This is a genomic window from Paenibacillus sp. BGI2013 (assembly GCF_002843485.1).
In the GTDB taxonomy this organism is placed as follows: domain Bacteria; phylum Bacillota; class Bacilli; order Paenibacillales; family Paenibacillaceae; genus Paenibacillus; species Paenibacillus amylolyticus.
In genome coordinates this window covers 1-15310 of sequence record NZ_PJFA01000011.1, presented here as the reverse complement: position 1 = coordinate 15310, position 15310 = coordinate 1, and the positions used below count along the sequence as shown (strand labels likewise).

Genomic DNA, 15310 nt, shown 5'->3' with positions numbered 1-15310 from the left:
TTGGGGTAACAGGGGAAAGAATCTGATGGTTCACTTTCCATAATATGAAACATTCAGGTTATGTGATCCGTCTTAAACATTAGAAGGGAGATTGATAGTGATGAAAGATTACAATTCTATTTGGCAGCTTAAAACATGGCAAATGGTCCTTGCCGCTTCGATACTCACCGCAGGCACGGCACCTGCCTTACTCTCATCCACTGTGGCGGAAGCCGCAGCAACTAAACCTAAACCGACAGCTTATATTAACAATGTTCAAGCTCAATATGATGTTGTAATACGGCAGGGTATTACGTACGTGGCATTGACGGAGCTTCAATTCCTCGGCAACTATACGTTTGGTTACAATAACAAAACAAAAGAGATCAGCATTAGCACAGGCAGCGATAAGTATGTCCTTACACCTAACAGCAAAACAATGAAGAAAAACGGTCAGAATGCGACATTATCCTCAGCGCCGATTCTGGTGAATGGTAAAGCGATGCTTCCGCTCCGTGCCATCGGTGAAGCTTTTGGTGCCAAGGTGCAGTGGAACCAGAAGGCCAAGGAAGCCTACATTTACACTACCGATGCTACGATTGTAAAAGAATATAACAGTTCCGATCTGACTGTGGCGCGTGAAGCCGCACTGCATCTGCCACGTTTCTCTGAACTGGGACAAGCACGTCTGGACATTCGCAATCCTTTGGGTCCGGTGGATTCATCCATTGAATACATCTTTGAGCAAGGTAAAAAAGATCGTTTCTTCGTTGTTGAGGATAACGATCTGATCAGTTATTATATCCTTAAAAATGGAAGTGCACTGTTACAATGGCAGGCTAACATCAGCAAAAATGCCGGAACCATCGGTGACCTGTTCTTTATTAAAAACAAAGCCGTTGCTGAAGCAGGGACTCGTCCTTCCGTAACAGGTCAAACACTCGTATCATTCAAGTACTCTCGCATGCTTGAAGAAACCTCTTACGAGATCATGAACAAATTGGGCTCTATCGATACCGGTTCTGTTGTCCCCGAGAAAGGCAAAGTCATCGTTGAAGTTCCGGGAGAGAAATAGTCTGAGCATCCTCTATAAGACATTGCTCAGCAGAAATTATCACATCTGCATTACAAAGAGCGCCCTCAAAGTCATTGTGGCAATGACCTTGGGACGCTCTTTTTGGCGTTATATTTTAACTTCAAATCACAAGTGGAGCTTAACTTTTACCAACTCCAGCGATTCAATCTCCTGTTTAATATTGCGTATTGCCGGATTGACTGGTCTTACCTGAAGCAAATCCCTTGAATAGGGTTGGCACTTTGGAATAGCGGGTATTCGTAATTTTCCCTTGTGATGTGCTGCTGTCTGTACGCATAATCGAATCTTTCACATTGGAAATGTTGGAGTTATCCAGCGTCATGTTAACTGCAAAGGAAGTTCCACCATTTTGGCGAACCAGTTTGCCAATATCATCTGCACGGAAATTTTTGATGTTAATTGTTCCAGCTGCATTCATCTGGAACACTTTATCATAAGCCTTATACGCTGCTCCACCGGTAATGTTAACCGTTCCGGCAGACTTCAATGTCAGTGCATCCTCGCCCACGTCCTGCCAGACCACATTCGATATATTACAGTTGCCATAACAGTGAACACCATCAGCAGCTGGTGATCCAATGTTTACGTTTTTGAGCGTGGCCCCTGCCTCCAGACGGAAGACTGGCTTCTGATTTTCTGCTTGAGATCCGTCGCCCAGTGTGGAAGGATTAGCTACAAATGTTTTGCCTTGACCATCATAGGTCGTGCCCTTTGGAACAACAATAGTTGAATTTACAACCGTAGGCGCAGCCGCAGCCGGAACTGCACCAAATATAGAAGCAACCAAACCAGCAGACAGTAACAACGTCAACATTTTTTTCATAACTTTATTCCTCCCTTATTCTCTTGTTTTTTAGTATTGTACAAGGCTGAGCTTGTCCTGAAAGATCGTCAGAGGTGCACCTCTGTTCGATCTACAACCTAATCCTACCAAATAAGGAAGGTAACTAGAATAATCATTAGATCAGATATATCATGACAACGCACAATCCCTGTCATATCGGCATTTTTTGCATATCAGGTCCCTCAAGCAATATGCTGATATCAACCTCAGGTATGCTCATTTGTAACGTATATACCCCTCACTTAATCCCCGATAACAAAGAAAGACCACTGCATTTGTCTCCAAATGTGTGATCTTGAATGGCTTCCGGTTTGCTGATATATGATATCAGGCTCCGAATCTCTGACGATAACCGCACTTTCTACACAACTCTTCCACAGCTTCCCGCTTGGAGAAGCCATATACCAGATTGTTCGCTCGCTCTCCCTCAATAATCTCCGAGAATGACTTCTCGTGCACATTACCGAGGTTAATGACACCCTCGCCATCGAGACAGCATGGAACCACCGTTCCATCTACAAGCACAGCTGCCTGACCACGCAATGCATGGCAGAAGCCTTTGCCGTCATCTTCAGGTGCATCCAGACTTGGCCACTGGAACTCATGGTCCTGATTCAGGTATACATTCGGGGCAATTTTGACCCCGCTGCCTGGAACTACTTTTTCCTCAATGCGGAAGTCCAGATTGAACTCACGTTCCAATACTTCAAGGGTCTCCCGATTTCGATTCATCTGAGCATTTGTGAAGTTATCCTGCGTCAGATTCCAAAGTCGGAATGAGATGATGACATTGTGCTTAACGGCCTCGTGTACAAAGGACAAAATATGACGCAGGTATCCGTCACGATCTGTTGAACCTTCATGCCCATCGAAGCTGTGCAGGGAGAAATTCATCTGCCGCAGCGCCGGTTTGCCAAGCAATTTATGCTGAGTCTTGGGCAGCAGTGTACCATTCGTTGTAATGTTCACCTTGAGTCCCTTTTCATGTGCGGAATCGAGCAACAGATCTATTTTGGGATGCAACAAGGGTTCGCCTTTGACATGTAGATAAATATGATTGGTGTGTGGTTTAACTTGATCCAGTATATTGTTGAAGACTTCAGGGTCAATGAATCCTTTGGCACGCTGTGTCTGCGGACAGAAGCTGCATGTCAGATTGCAGATACTCGTGATCTCAATATATACTTTTTTGAACGTTTTCAACTCGGGTCCCCATTCTGCTTCGGAGGGAGAACAATCCCGCCTGCATTTGTGATCCGGCCAATATGCGCCACCACTATTATATCGGGTTAGGGAGCCCAGGTAAATTGTTCAGTTGTTCCGGTCTGACTCCACGCTCATCTCAAGAAATCCATCATGCTGCCTCTTTACAGTTCATGTTCAAGTGATATATGCTGAACACACAACTGCATATCTTGAACTTTTGCACTAGGGGAGCCTTGCGGCTGAGACGAATATGACTATTCGGACCCTTTGAACCTGATCTGGATCATACCAGCGGAGGGAAGTGGAGCGGCCTTTTAGTAAGCGGATTTTTTTCATGTATGTGAAGATAAATTGCGGATTTAACTTACAGACCCACTCATTTCTCCGGAAATGGGTGGGTCTTTTTTGTTTCTTTTGCAGAGACAGGATGCCGTTGTTATTCCAGCAGTCTGACATCAAGGGGGGGAGGATCAGATGGATAACCATGTAACCATTCACAACGTAAGCTTTGCTTTTCCCGGAAAAAAGGATTCCCCTGTGCTCTCCAATGTGTCGCTTCAGGTTCAACAAGGAGAATTTGTCTCGCTCATCGGCTCCAGCGGATCAGGTAAAAGCACGCTCTTCAAGCTGCTCGCAGGCTTGCATGAGCCAACCGTTGGCATCATCGATATAGCTGATGTACCGCAAGGACAACGACTCGGACGAGTCGCCTATATGCCGCAGAAAGATCTGCTGTTATCCTGGCGTACCGTCATGGAGAACTGCATGGTGCCTGCCGAGCTGGCACCAGGCCGACAAGACAAGGACAAGTTACGGGCAAACATCCTAGCTGGGTTGGCAAGGTTCGGCCTGTCGGGTTATGAACAGGCCTACCCGGATGAGTTATCCGGCGGCATGCGGCAGCGGGTGGCATTTCTTCGTACCTTGCTTACAGGCGGGCAGCTCATGTTGCTGGATGAACCCTTCGGTGCACTCGACGCCTTAACCAAACGAGAAATGCATCGCTGGTTGCTGGAGCTTTGGGAGGGCATTGGCCAAACCGTGCTGTTCATTACACATGACATCGAAGAAGCCCTGCTGTTAAGTGACCGTATCATTCTGTTAACTCCAGGGGGGCAAGGTCAGCAGTTGCGTGAGATGACGGTTCCTTTACCACGCCCAAGGCATTCGAACATGATCTACGAACCGGCTCTCGTGCAGATGAGACAACAACTGGAGGAACAATTGCATGCAAAGCGATAGAGCTGAGGTCAGCGTCTGGGCGTGGTGTTCGAAGTGGCTCTCTAGGTCGTTTTCCCAATATGGTTTGTTTATTATGCTCATGTTCTTATTACTGGCGATCTGGGAAGTGATCGTGCGTATGGGATGGGTGCCCTCCTTCATCATTCCTGCACCCACGGCCATCATAGGCTCACTGGTTGAGCATCGTCGTCTGCTGTTGACCATCCATTTGCCTGCTACCTTTATGGAGGTTGTTGTTGGTTTTGTCTTGTCCATAGTGACTGGAATTACGCTAGCAACAGGCATGCATATGAACCGATCGATTGAAAAAGCCTTGTATCCCTTCATCGTGATCAGTCAGACCATCCCGCTGATTGCCTTGTCCCCCGTATTTATCCTGTGGTTTGGTTACACGTTGTGGAGCAAAGTCGCCGTGGTGTTCTTAATCGCATTCTTTCCCATTGTGGTCAGTACCTACGATGGACTCCGCCAAGGCGATCCAGAGCAGCGTGAACTGCTGCTCACCATGGGCGCCAGCAAGTGGGATATTTTTTGCAAACTCCAGGTTCCGCTGGCACTTCCTTCTTTTTTCTCCGGGCTAAAGATGTCTGTGGTGTACTGCGTGGTTGGGGCAACGATTGGCGAATGGCTCGGTGGCAGCAAAGGTCTCGGATACTTCAGCCGCCGCATGTCCAGCAACATGAACACGGATGCGATGTTTGCCGCTATTGTGCTGTTATCCCTGCTTGGGATCGTTTTGTTTGTACTGATTGCCTGGCTGGAGAAACGGTTTAGCATACGGCGTCATCGTCATGGAGGCAACAGAAAAGTTGGATAATACTTAGATAGAAATTTGATGTAAATACAAGAGTTACATTCTTCAAAACAAAACATATCTTATGCACAATTTCAGCAACATCTTCAATCAGTTCATTGTCACATTATCGTTAACATGCTGTTGCCCATTTTCTACAAATCAAAACGATGAAATGAGGAACTTCATTTATGAATAACAAAGGTATATACTCCCTGCTTCCCATCATACTCATTAGCCTTTTGCTGATCGTTAGCGGATGCAGCACCACAGACACTAGCCAAAATACGCCAACAACAGATTCGGCAACCAATACACAGCAAACAGATCCGTCTGCAACCGAACCAGCATCAGACACCAAAGATAAACTGTCTATCATGCTCGACTGGTACCCGAATGCAGTACACTCCTTCATCTATGTGGCTCAGGAAAAAGGATACTTTGCAGACCAAGATCTGGATGTCGATATTCAGATGCCTGCGGATACCAATGATTCGCTCAAACTTGTTGCTGCCGGAAAAATTGATCTGGCCTTAAGCTACCAGCCCCAAATCTTACTCGCGCGTGGCGAGAACATTCCTGTACGTTCCATTGCTGCTGTTGTTCGCCACCCCCTAGTGCATCTGTTGACCGAAGCGAATGGCAACGTAAGTTCACCCAAAGATCTTGAAGAAAAGACTGTTGGTTATTCCTCCATTCCTCTGTACGAAGCGATGGTACGCACGATGATCAGTAAGGATGGCGGCAATCCCGACAACATAAATCTGGTCGACGTTGGGTTCGATCTGATTCCTTCGCTGGCTTCCGGACAAGCGGATGCGATTATGGGTGGTTTTATTAACCATGAACAATTGATTTTGGAGAAAGAAGGACATGCCATGAAATCGATTAACCCCGTCGATTATGGTGTGCCTGATTATTATGAATTGGTCCTGACTGCAAGTGAAGCTGGCATTGAAGCAAAAAAAGACCAAGTTACCCGGTTCGTCAAAGCGGTCCAGGAAGGACAGAAATATGTGACTGAGCATCCAGAAGAAGCCTTGAGTATTCTGCTCGCTCATGAGAATGAAACATCACCGCTTGACCCGGAGATCGAAACCAAAAGCCTGGCAATTCTGCTACCACTCATGAATGAAGAAGGCCAACCATTTGGTCGGCAGGAAATGGAATCGTGGGAAAATGTACGTGCATGGCTCGTTGAACAGGATTTGATTCCTGAATCGGTGAAAGCCGAGGATGCTTTTATTACTCTGCAAGGAGAGTAAATAAAGGAGAGCAACGCGAATAAAGGAAAAGTTAGCAAGAACGTGAGGATCGGATGCATATAGGTTTGTGGAATGGAATTGGCCTGAAGCAAGCATCGGAGGATCAGAATTTATAATAATCCTAAGTGGCTTGATGTGCAATTGGGTAGATTGATATGCGTTTGACTGGCTTGATGTGCATCTGGGCAGATTGATATGCGTTTGGGTGGCTTGTTGATATGTATTTGGTAATGTAATTAGCGCTTATCTTCAAGCTTACTGGGAGCTGAAACGCTCCTTAACTTGATCGAAACAGAGCATGCTACGACCGCTAACGAATCTGAGGCGTCCTATTCAGGGATTTGGAGCGGTTGCAGAAATCTAAAGTGGACCTATGTCAAAAAAGTAGACACTACGCTGCGGATTTGTCCGTAAATTTCATCGCAAAACGAGCAGGGGAAAGATACCCTAGCGCGCCATGCATTCGCTTGCGGTTGTAATAGAACTCGATGTACTGGTAGATGGCAGTATAAGCCTCTTCCGGCGTCTTAAAACGAGGGTTGCAGTAAATGAGTTCCTTCTTTAAAATACTGTGCCATGACTCAATACAGGCGTTATCATAACAGTTTCCTCGGCGGCTCATGCTTGATTCCATTCCGTATGATTTTAGTTGCTCCACGTATTCTTTTGACGTGTATTGAGAGCCGCGATCCGAGTGATGGAGTAATCCCGGAGCGGGGCGTTTGGCCTTGTAAGCTTCCTCCAGTGCACCCATCACCAAACTGGTTTCCATATGGTTATATAGACGCCAACCTACAATTTCACGTGTGCACAAATCCAGAACACTGGCGAGATATAGACGACCTCCTCGGCAAGGAATGTAGGTGATGTCGGTAACCCATACCGTATTCGGTTTGGACGTTTTAAATTGCTGATTCAGCGTATTGGGCGCAAGGGGATGGTCGTGTTTGGAATCCGTCGTCTGAACGCGATATTTGGGCATGACTACAGAACGTAGATTCATTTGACGCATGTATATACTGACGGTACGGGAAGAGATTCGCAACCCTTCTAAATGGAGCAGATACGTAATTTTAGGGCTTCCACACCGCATCTGGTGGTCGTAAAAATGATACCGAATACGCTTCATGACCTCGTCTTTACGGTTCTGCCGCATGCCGGTTCGGTCCATCCGCCATTTGTAATATCCGCTCCGTGATACTTGAAAGGTACTGCACATCTTCTCCAAAGAAAACTCGGAGCGATGGTCTTCCACAAACTGAAATCTTAGCTCTTTGGTTTGCTGAAGATGTGCACTGCTTTTTTTACAATCGCCAGTTCTTCTTGTGTATCCGCAAGCGTGTGCTCTTTCTCTTGAAGCAACCGGCGCATCTCTTGAAGCTCTGCTTCCAGTTCCTTCACTCGATCTACGCTGGCAACAGGCTCATGTTTTAGTTCGCGGTACTTACTCATCCATTGGTGCAACGTACTTTTTGGAATGTTGAGTTCTTCTGCCAAATCTCCAAGTGTCTTCGTCTGCTCTTGAATGAATTTGACCGTTTGTTTCTTGAATTCTTCGTTATATCGTTGCCGCTGTTCTCCCATATGGACACCTCCGTTAGTCTTATTATCCTTCCGTCCGTTAACGGGTGTCCACTTTTTATTCTAGCTCCAAAGAACCTGAAACATGTTATATCAGAATAAATAGCTGTTTGCAGCGTTTTGGTCAGGAGATTCTGGGAATAACGTGTCTGATGTTCCTTACATTTCAAAAGGAGGACCTGACAGCCAAATAAGACGTCCTGTGTTCTTTAGAAACATCGTCTGACCAGTCGTGCCCCGATCGATCGTGCCCCAATCAGTTGGGTATCGACCAGCCTGGACTTCAAGACACTGGTTGGATGCTAACATCCATCACAGTATTGCTTGCCTGAGTTTGGAGAAATACCCTGGGTTCACTTTCTGTATTTTGTATCGTTTCGTTTTTTACTGTTTCGCTAGATATCGATCAGAATGATTCAATTTGTCTATATCCAGTTCCAAAAATCCATTTTAGTGAGTTATGAAATTGATTTAGATTTTACGTTTCTGCTTTTCCCGCATTAATGCATCTGGCTGTTGTTAGACTCTGCGCCCCAACTCAACAAGGGAACTCATATCCAATTATTCTGTTGAGTGACTCCAGATATCGGACTTCCGCCGATCGGGTTACTTCAAAACAAGGAGGAAATTATATGTCTTATCTGGAACGTGTTCGTACGCAAAATCCGCTGGTACACAATATCACTAACCTTGTCGTGGCTCCCTTCACAGCCAATGGTCTGCTTGCACTCGGTGCGTCCCCTTTTATGGCCTATGCTCATGAAGAGGTCGCTGATGTCGCCAAGATGTCAGGAGCCGTGGTACTCAACATCGGTACACTCGATGACAAAGTCGTTCAGGCAATCCGTCTGGCAGGCCAATCGGCTAATGCGCATCACGTGCCTGTGGTGCTTGATCCGGTTGGAGCTGGCGCAACCACCTATCGCACGGAAACCGTGCAGATGCTCATTCGTGAACTTCGTCTCACGGTACTGCGCGGCAATGTGGCAGAGGTCGCTAATGTCATCGGTGAGAGTTGGAGTATTAAAGGTGTGGACGCAGGATCAGGTGAGGGCGACCGAATCGGCATTGCGGAGCGGGCAGCGCATAAACTTGGCTGTGTCGTGGTCATTACCGGAAAAGAAGATATTATTACTGATGGACAATCCACATTCCTCACGAGTAATGGTCATGCCCTGCTCACTCAGGTCACAGGTGCTGGCTGTCTGCTCAGTTCAGTGATTGGCGCTTTTACAGCCATAGCGGAATCAGGAGCCGATCTTCTAGGCAGTGTTGTTGAAGCGCTAGCGTTTTATGGTGTAGCAGCTGAACTGGCGGCAGAGCGGACAGCTCATCAGGGGCCGGGTAGCTTCCAGATTGAATTGTTGAATCAACTGGCACAAGTAACACCAGACCTCTTGGCAGAACGCGCACAGATCCGTCAGATCCGTGGAGGTGCAGTATGAGTATTGCTCAAGCGCTAACCATTGCAGGCTCCGATAACGGGGGCGGCGCAGGCATTCAGGCCGATCTGAAAACATTCCAAGAACTTGGTGTATACGGCATGACCGTTATCACCGCTATTGCTGCCCAAAATACAACTGGTGTGCAGGGCGTTTTTCCCATCCCTTACGATGGCATTGCCCAGCAATTGGACTCGACCGGCGAAGACTTTCAACCAACCGCAACGAAGACCGGCATGTTATATAGTGCCGAGATTATTCGTCTAGTCGCTGAGAAATGGCAGCAATACCGTTGGGCTAATCTGGTCATCGACCCTGTGATGGTAGCCAAAGGTGGCGCCCCCCTTCTCCAGCAGGAAGCTGTACAGGCGTTGGTTACGGATCTGTTGCCCCATGCCCTGATCACAACACCCAATATTCCGGAAGCGGAACTGCTTACCGGGATGTCTATCACCAATCTGAGCCAGCGGGAAGAAGCCGCAAGACGGATTGTACAGATGGGCTCAACGTATGCTTTGGTCAAAGGTGGTCATGATGAAGGAAGTGGCATGATCGTGGATGTGCTCTACGATGGGCAGTCTTTTCATTATCTGGAGAATGTTCGTGTGGTAACCCGTCATACACACGGAACGGGGTGCACATACTCTGCTGCCATCACCGCAGAGTTAGCCAAGGGTTCACCTGTTCTGGCTGCCGTTACGACCGCGCGAGCATTCATTCAGGCAGCCATCGAAGATGAGCTGGGGATTGGGGCCGGACATGGGCCGACAAATCATTTTGCGTATCAGCGCAGACAGCGGGGTGAGCAGTGATGCGCCCTTGGGATGCAGAAGCGGTACGACGCGCGATGCAGGTATATTTAGTGATGGGCAGCGTCAATACAAAGCAAGACCCTGTGGAAGTGCTGCGCCAGGCCATTGCTGGCGGCATTACGCTGTTCCAGTTCCGTGAAAAGGGAACTGGCGCCCTGGTCGGCGAAGCTTGCATCACGCTTGCAATGCGGCTTCGCGAGGTGTGCAGCCAGCACGGGGTCCCGTTCATCGTGAACGATGATGTGGAGCTGGCTGTAGCGGTGGAGGCCGACGGCATGCATGTCGGCCAGGAAGATGCGGACGCGGTGCTAGTACGCGCCCGCATTGGAGATGGGCGGATGCTTGGCGTATCCGCCCACTCTGTGGAAGAGGCGCGCCGTGCCGTGCAGGCGGGCGCCGACTACCTTGGCGTCGGGCCCATGTATCCGACGCGCTCCAAAGCGGATGCCCACGCTGTGCTGGGCCCCGCAGGGGTGGCGGAACTGCGCGCCGCAGGCATCGCAGTTCCGATTGTGGGTATCGGCGGCATTACGCCCGATACCACGGCCGCCGTGATGGCGGCTGGAGCCGACGGCGTAGCCGTCATCTCCGCCATCGCGGGCGCGGCCGACGTGCGCGCAGCGGCTGCGCAGTTCGCTGCGGCAGTGCGCGGGATGCAGGCGTAGCCCTGCTCTCCCTGCACTGCTAACTCCGTGGACTGCACCGCATACATGGTGCAGCCCACAACTGCTCACGCTCCTCTCCATAACAGAGGAGCCTCAAAACACCCCCGCGGCGCGGCAGCAACCCATGTCTTCGACATAGAAGCGCATCCGCTCCCCCCTGCAGTGACTGGATGATACAATAATCTATATAAGTTGAACTAATCATTTACACGATAACGGAGAGGACAGAAAAAACCTGAAAAAGCGAAGCGTTCGCCTTTATCCCCGGATTTTCCCTTGAGAAAGGGGAAGCGAAAAAATCTGGGGATAACAGCGATTGGAAGATTATTCTGTCATCGTAGTGTCAGTATAAATAATCTTTAGTTCAAATTATATATTCACATCTATTCACCAATCCATGATCAAGATGCAGCTTCCATGCTCGCATCTTGTTTTTTCATTTTCAACGGTTGACTCTCACGTAACGTGACACTGTACAATCGGTGTTGTAAGGAGGTTTCACACATGGCCATGAAGGTAAAAGAAGTTGCCGAACTTGCCTCGATCAGTGTGCGCACACTGCATCACTATGATGAGATCGGATTGTTAACACCGGACGAAGTAACTTCTGCCGGATATCGATTATATTCAGATGCCAACCTGGAACGGTTGCAGCAAATATTGTTTTTCAAGGAACTCGACTTCTCTCTGAAGGAGATCAAAAACATTATAACCAACCCCTCCTTCAATCCGGAAGAAGCACTTAAAATGCATCGACTTATACTGCTGGAGAAGCGCCAACGCTTGGACCAGATGATTGCTACCATTGATAGAACGGTTTTACACGTGAGAGGAGAAATTAAAATGACAGCCAAAGAACAATTCGAAGGATTTGATTTTAGCCAGAATCCGTATGAACAAGAAGCGCGGGAACGTTGGGGAGACCATGCCGTCGATCACGCAAATCAGAAGCTGCACAGTAAATCAACCACAGATCAGAAGGCTCTATCCGATCAAATGAACGAAATCTACAAACATCTGGCTTCACTTCGTCACATAGAACCAGCATCTGAGGAGGCACAGGCAGGCATCAAAGAGTGGTTCACTTGGCTAAACCAAATGGGAAGCTACTCACCTGAAGCCTTTAGAGGACTTGGTCAGATGTACGTGGACGATGAACGCTTCACGCGTAATATTGATCAGTTTGGCGATGGTTTGGCAGTATTTATGAGAGATGCTATGGCTGTATTTGCTGACCAAAACAAATAATATAGCCCAGTCTTCAACCACATACAGTATTATTCAACTCTCATTGTCGTCAGATGTGTACTGTAAACGATAGTCTGGAAATTAAACCTCTGTCCGTAGTGATAAAAGTAATCTCTCGTTATCAGCTTTATCGCTGTACATGACATCAGGACATTTGAACCTTCCTCCTGTGGTGACCGTCCTTCTTGTAATTACCTTTTGAAAATGCTGAATATATACTAGGGTTACGTTGTAAATAAATTGGATCGATCCGAGTTACTACAGCCATTATGAGCGGATATCCCGCCTACTGCCCAGTGTACACACAAAAGGGACGTCCGCCCTCTCAGGCGTATCGTCCCTTTTATGTATGCAAGTAACTCAGCCGCAATGTGAACATGCCTAACTGCTGCTCACTCTGAGTACTTTATAAATATCTTTCAAAGTAGATTGCTCTTTACTACGTTTTTCTTCTGCTCCCAGTCCTTCGATATAACTTCATAAGTGCTTAGGATGATGAGCATTAAGTTTCTTCTGTCAAACGTTCTTCATTTTGCAACCAAGCGTCCACCGTCTATCCGATTAAGCTCTTGGCGCGTGATCCGATGAAGATGCATCCGTAGCTAGACTGGTTCTCGCCATCCGGCCAGGAATCTGCCATGCAGACACAATCGCAAGCACGATGAATAACAAATCAATCGGTTGACTGAAGTACTCCTGGAAGGTTTCCACAAACGCACTGATCATCTCGCTATCAAACACAAGTTCCATCACGCCTACATCACCAAACAGTTCGGAAGTAAAATAAACCACCGTCAGATATTTCCCCAACAAAATGCCGACAAGTGCAAACAGTACGGCAATAATCTTATGTACCGTCGCAATTTGTTTATTGGAGAACAACACAACTGCGTAACCAGTGAGCGCTCCAATCAGAATCGCAATTAATCCCACCTCATAATCGGTCATTGCAGCAATAGCTGCCCATACGATGCCTCCCAGAATGGCTGCAATTAAGCCACCAATGATCGGCATACCGATTTTAACTCCTTGTTTCTCTTCCACGTTGTCTTTCCCTCCTGAGTCATGCATATGCTTCTTTTCCAGAATTCACCTTTCCTATGAAACCACAAAAAGACTTATTATTCAACATTTTTCTACTTTTGGTGCCATGTATTTACATAATAGAAAAGATATATTAAGCATCTATTTCCTTATTCGCTCGAATATCATTTTAGTTTTGTCCACAAACCTCTCATAATTATTCCCTTGGCACATAAAAAAACACCCCTCCAACAGCATAATAGCCGTAGAAGGGATGTTGTCCATATCTGTATCATAGATATAACCAATGTAACCGAGAAAACTACATTGAAAACCTCTCTCTATCTTACCTTTGCACTTCCTTGGAAGGCTGAATGACAGCTGCAATCTGTGCCAAAATGGCATCCACCGATGCCGGATCATGCACATCATACTCATCAATGTTCAGACGCAGCACAGGGCAAGCTGTAAACTGATCAATCCACACGGAATAGCGCTCGTGCATGTGCTCCCAGTACGAACGGTCCGTTTGGATTTCCATCTCGCGTCCACGTTCAGTAATTCGGTTTAAAATCGAAGGCAGACTGCCTTCCAGATAGATCAGCACGTCTGGATGTGGGAAATATGGTGTCATTACCATCGCTTCAAACAAACTGCTGTATGTCTCGAAATCTGTAGCAGACATGGTTCCTTGATCTGCATGCATTTGTGCAAAAATGCCCGTATCTTCATAGATGGAACGATCCTGTACGAATCCCCCACCTAGTTCAAAAATCTTTTTCTGTTCCTTGAAGCGCTCTGCCAGGAAATAAATCTGCAGATGGAAGCTCCAACGCTCGAAGTCATGATAGAACTTCTCCAAATATGGATTATGATCAACTTGTTCCAGAGAAGTCTTGAAATCCAAACGCTGTGCAAGCGCAGCCGTTAACGTGGATTTACCCACTCCAACCGTACCTGCTACCGTAATTAATGCATTCGTTGGAATGCCATAGTTATTCATATGATATACTCCTTTACCTGATTAACAATTTGCCTGAAGTGTTCAGGATGTTCCACAAAGTCGAGTTGCTCTGCATTGACCTTAATGATTACTGGCGGATTTGAGCTATTTGCCAGATAGTCCATGCCTGTTTTGTAATCGGCGATCAGTTGTTCCATATATGCCGGGTCCATATCCTGCTCAAATGAGCGTCCACGCTTGTTAATGCGGTACATCAACGTATCGAGTTCAGCTTCAATATAGAGCACCAGGTTGGGCTTTGGCAGATCATCTGTTAACAGATGATAGATTTGACGATATTTATCCCGTTTCGTTCCCTTTAAGGTACGATCGGCAAAAATCATATTTTTATAGATATGATAGTCTGAAATGACTGGGGTATTCTGCTCTACATAATGAACGCCCGTGTCTTCCAGTTGTTTAAACCGATTACACAGAAAAAACATTTCCAATTGGAAACTCCACTCGTCGATATCCTGATAAAAGGAAGCCAGAAATGGATTCTCTTCTACGATTTCTTTAACTAACGGAAGATTCAATTCATGGGAAAGCATCGTTGCCAGCGTTGTTTTCCCCGCTCCGATTGGACCTTCCACGGCAATAAACGGGGCTGATTTCATCGTGTTCACTGTTCCTCCTCGTACTTATGCGTGTTTCCGTTTTCTATATAGACCTCACCTATTGTATCACAGCTTTAAGGATTGGAACGCCAGTATTTTATGTATATAACAAGTCAAATCACAACTATTGAATTACATTAAAATAAAAAAGACACACTCGATATCATCAAGTGTGTCTTCCTGTTGCTTGGCGGCGTCCTACTCTCCCAGGACCCTGCGGTCCAAGTACCATCGGCGCTAGAGGGCTTAACGGTCGTGTTCGGGATGGGTACGTGTGGAACCCCTCCGCCATCGCCACCAAACGCATAGCTTAGCTTACATTTCAGAGATCGTTCTCTGAAAACTAGATTCGAAACGAAACATACGAATTATCACTTGCTATTGGATAAGCCCTCGACCGATTAGTACTGGTCAGCTCCATGCATTGCTGCACTTCCACCCCCAGCCTATCTACCTCGTCGTCTTCAAGGGGTCTTACATACTGGGAAATC

Annotated in this window: 15 protein-coding genes, 2 rRNA genes and 1 riboswitch; of the genes, 8 read left to right on the top strand and 9 right to left on the bottom strand. The window is 47.0% G+C overall.

The window, feature by feature from the left end:
- Nucleotides 1-100: 100 nt before the first annotated feature.
- Entirely contained in the window at nt 101-1054 is a 954-nt protein-coding gene (locus tag CXK86_RS23180) for a copper amine oxidase N-terminal domain-containing protein (protein WP_101314599.1), read from the top strand.
- Between the two features lie 175 nt (nt 1055-1229).
- Here the strand turns inward: CXK86_RS23180 and CXK86_RS23175 are convergent, their stop codons facing one another.
- Both CXK86_RS23175 and CXK86_RS23170 read right to left on the bottom strand, forming a co-directional pair.
- Nucleotides 1230-1898 (bottom strand): pectate lyase, encoded by a 669-nt coding sequence (locus tag CXK86_RS23175; protein ID WP_036606151.1) that lies wholly within the window; start codon nt 1896-1898, stop codon nt 1230-1232.
- A 348-nt stretch (nt 1899-2246) separates the two neighbouring features.
- Entirely contained in the window at nt 2247-3122 is an 876-nt protein-coding gene (locus CXK86_RS23170) for a radical SAM/SPASM domain-containing protein (RefSeq protein ID WP_101314598.1), read from the bottom strand.
- 217 nt (nt 3123-3339) lie between these two features.
- Nucleotides 3340-3442: riboswitch (TPP riboswitch) on the top strand.
- Between the two features lie 157 nt (nt 3443-3599).
- Here CXK86_RS23170 and CXK86_RS23165 point away from each other — a divergent pair.
- The 3 genes from CXK86_RS23165 to CXK86_RS23155 all read left to right on the top strand — a co-directional run bounded on the left by CXK86_RS23165 (nt 3600) and on the right by CXK86_RS23155 (nt 6425).
- Nucleotides 3600-4367 carry an ABC transporter ATP-binding protein gene (locus tag CXK86_RS23165; RefSeq protein ID WP_101314597.1) on the top strand — a complete coding sequence of 256 codons (768 nt, stop codon included), beginning with the start codon at nt 3600-3602 and terminating at the stop codon, nt 4365-4367.
- Nucleotides 4354-5184 carry an ABC transporter permease gene (locus CXK86_RS23160; protein ID WP_101314596.1) on the top strand — a complete coding sequence of 277 codons (831 nt, stop codon included), beginning with the start codon at nt 4354-4356 and terminating at the stop codon, nt 5182-5184. The genes CXK86_RS23165 and CXK86_RS23160 overlap by 14 nt, the downstream gene beginning before the upstream one ends.
- A gap of 167 nt (nt 5185-5351) precedes the next feature.
- Nucleotides 5352-6425 carry an ABC transporter substrate-binding protein gene (locus tag CXK86_RS23155; RefSeq protein ID WP_101314595.1) on the top strand — a complete coding sequence of 358 codons (1074 nt, stop codon included), beginning with the start codon at nt 5352-5354 and terminating at the stop codon, nt 6423-6425.
- A gap of 391 nt (nt 6426-6816) precedes the next feature.
- Here the strand turns inward: CXK86_RS23155 and CXK86_RS23150 are convergent, their stop codons facing one another.
- Both CXK86_RS23150 and CXK86_RS23145 read right to left on the bottom strand, forming a co-directional pair.
- Entirely contained in the window at nt 6817-7680 is an 864-nt protein-coding gene (locus CXK86_RS23150; protein ID WP_144029829.1) for an IS3 family transposase, read from the bottom strand.
- Between the two features lie 11 nt (nt 7681-7691).
- Nucleotides 7692-8009, bottom strand: coding sequence for a transposase (locus tag CXK86_RS23145; RefSeq protein WP_036673079.1), 318 nt, complete (start codon nt 8007-8009; stop codon nt 7692-7694).
- A gap of 629 nt (nt 8010-8638) precedes the next feature.
- Between CXK86_RS23145 and thiM the strand changes: the two genes are divergently transcribed.
- From thiM to CXK86_RS23125, 4 genes are all read left to right on the top strand, one after another.
- Entirely contained in the window at nt 8639-9451 is an 813-nt protein-coding gene (gene thiM, locus CXK86_RS23140) for a hydroxyethylthiazole kinase (protein WP_036672665.1), read from the top strand.
- Nucleotides 9448-10260 (top strand): bifunctional hydroxymethylpyrimidine kinase/phosphomethylpyrimidine kinase, encoded by an 813-nt coding sequence (thiD, locus tag CXK86_RS23135; RefSeq protein ID WP_101314593.1) that lies wholly within the window; start codon nt 9448-9450, stop codon nt 10258-10260. The genes thiM and thiD overlap by 4 nt, the downstream gene beginning before the upstream one ends.
- Nucleotides 10260-10925, top strand: coding sequence for a thiamine phosphate synthase (gene thiE / locus CXK86_RS23130; protein WP_101314592.1), 666 nt, complete (start codon nt 10260-10262; stop codon nt 10923-10925). The genes thiD and thiE overlap by 1 nt, the downstream gene beginning before the upstream one ends.
- 504 nt (nt 10926-11429) lie before the next feature.
- The gene (locus tag CXK86_RS23125; protein WP_101314591.1) at nt 11430-12173 is read left to right on the top strand and encodes a MerR family transcriptional regulator; all 744 of its coding nucleotides are present in this window, start codon (nt 11430-11432) and stop codon (nt 12171-12173) included.
- A gap of 561 nt (nt 12174-12734) precedes the next feature.
- On the opposite strand, the gene CXK86_RS23120 is transcribed toward CXK86_RS23125, so the two are convergent.
- From CXK86_RS23120 to CXK86_RS23100, 5 genes are all read right to left on the bottom strand, one after another.
- Nucleotides 12735-13217, bottom strand: a complete 483-nt coding sequence (locus tag CXK86_RS23120) for a hypothetical protein (RefSeq protein ID WP_053061447.1) — start codon at nt 13215-13217, stop codon at nt 12735-12737.
- A gap of 325 nt (nt 13218-13542) precedes the next feature.
- Nucleotides 13543-14199 (bottom strand): deoxynucleoside kinase, encoded by a 657-nt coding sequence (locus CXK86_RS23115; RefSeq protein WP_101314590.1) that lies wholly within the window; start codon nt 14197-14199, stop codon nt 13543-13545.
- Entirely contained in the window at nt 14196-14819 is a 624-nt protein-coding gene (locus CXK86_RS23110; protein ID WP_076253494.1) for a deoxynucleoside kinase, read from the bottom strand. Before CXK86_RS23110 ends, CXK86_RS23115 begins: the two co-directional genes overlap by 4 nt.
- A gap of 185 nt (nt 14820-15004) precedes the next feature.
- Nucleotides 15005-15121 (bottom strand): 5S ribosomal RNA (gene rrf, locus CXK86_RS23105).
- A 79-nt stretch (nt 15122-15200) separates the two neighbouring features.
- Nucleotides 15201-15310 (bottom strand): 23S ribosomal RNA (locus tag CXK86_RS23100); the annotation flags it as partial.